The organism is Aeromonas sp. QDB11 (assembly GCF_027705265.1).
GTDB classification, from domain to species: domain Bacteria; phylum Pseudomonadota; class Gammaproteobacteria; order Enterobacterales; family Aeromonadaceae; genus Aeromonas; species Aeromonas allosaccharophila.
On record NZ_JAPDBM010000155.1, the window covers coordinates 1 to 1726 of the forward strand.

The window sequence follows — 1726 nt, forward strand, 5'->3', positions numbered from 1 at the left end:
GATACCGTGTCTCCTTTCCCGGGGAATGGCTATGGCACAGCGAAGGTGTAGCACTATTGGGATCAGTTATTTAGGGCTGCGGTTTTTGTTTGTGGCTTTTCCCTCGACACCTCTTAAGCCTCGGTGGCCTGCGCTCTGATCCCCTCTCCCCTTGTGGGAGAGGGTTAGGGTGAGGGGAGCTAACGTCATTCCCAAGCGGAATATCGTCCAACGGGTCGGACTGAGCGCACAGACGGTACATACCTGTGCTAGCTGTCGCTGCTGTTTTCCCAAGAGATCATTTTGAATTCCATATATTGGCAAAATCAGCATCATTAGACAGTGGCCCTGGTACCGCTTTATCTATAGAAAATCTGATCGGTAGGTTAAACGCAGAGCCGAATGCTATAGCATCCCCACGAGGAAGCCCTGATATTTCATTAATTAATTGCTCGTTACCATGTTCAACTGCATATCTTAATGTAGTTAAATCACGTTCATTAGTTAAACGCAATGAAATCCAATTGGAGCACATTGCTAGAACAGTGGATGATAATTCGGACGGTCTTTGTGTGCTGACTAGTAATGAACAACCGAACTTTCTCCCTTCTTTTGCTATTCGCTCATAAGCCTTGACTTGATTTGAATCTTCATTATATGGATCTCTGATATATTGATGCGCTTCCTCCAAAACTAATAAAGTCGGGTGGCTATTACCTTGTCCCCGTTTAAATAATACTTCCGAATACATTTCAAGAAGTGCGCCCAGTATAATCGGTGATAAATCATCAGCAAGGTTCTTAAGGTTTATTATATGAACATTCCAGTCATTATCATCACCACTTTTTTTACCAAATATGTAATCAACCTCATCATGCAATGGTTTATCCCATACTTGTGTATGGTCAATATGTTGGCCTCCATCAGTATTAATCACAAAATTGAATCTTGAGTCTTCACATAGCTGATGAATGACTTTTATTAATGGAAGAACATTGCCATAATTAAACGCATTTCTTTCCGTAGTATTTTGATTCCGGCTAGCGGTGACACATCCAAACTCAGCCACTAAGTTAGCAATCGCTTTAAATGGTGGCCATGATTCTTGTCTACTAACATTCATACTTAATAATGATTTTAACCATGCCCCCAGGTGCTCTTGGTGATCTTGTCTACAATCATCATATAATAAGAATTGTGCACCGTTTGGAAACTTAGGTGGTACTTGCTCTACCACCATTGAGGTTAAATCAGCAGGATTTTCTTTGACAAATGGCAATGAGCGTAATGCATTCCTTAATGCTGGCAATTGAGTTTTATCACTTGGTCTTAATAGTTTGATAAGGCCTGACCATCCGAATGCTTGGTATGGTATTTTTCGGTATGAAACATCTTCCTTTTTGAATTGTTTACTGGTTGGTTGTATATCGATTCCATTTCCTATGATGGTCTGTTTTATTTTAGGCAGGCCTTCAAAGGCTTGAGCATACTCCCCATTAACATCAAAGATGACAATTCTAGAGTTTGAGTATTTTTCGGCGATATATCTAGTTATAATCGTGTTTAAATTTGACTTCCCATAACCTGTACTACCTAAAACAGCTAGGTGTCGACTAAGTAATGAGTTAATATTTGCATAAATTGGAACTGAGCCAGTTCTTGCATCAACACCTAAATAACTGATCCCAATAGTGCTACACCTTCGCTGTGCCATAGCCATTCCCCGGGAAAGGAGACACGGTATCCA

At 40.7% G+C, this 1726-nt stretch carries 1 protein-coding gene; it reads right to left on the reverse strand.

Annotated features, from left to right (window positions below; all coding sequences use genetic code 11):
- Nucleotides 1-277: 277 nt before the first annotated feature.
- On the reverse strand, nucleotides 278-1726 hold a 1449-nt coding region (locus OKC40_RS22310; RefSeq protein WP_270797011.1), incomplete at its 5' end, for an ATP-binding protein.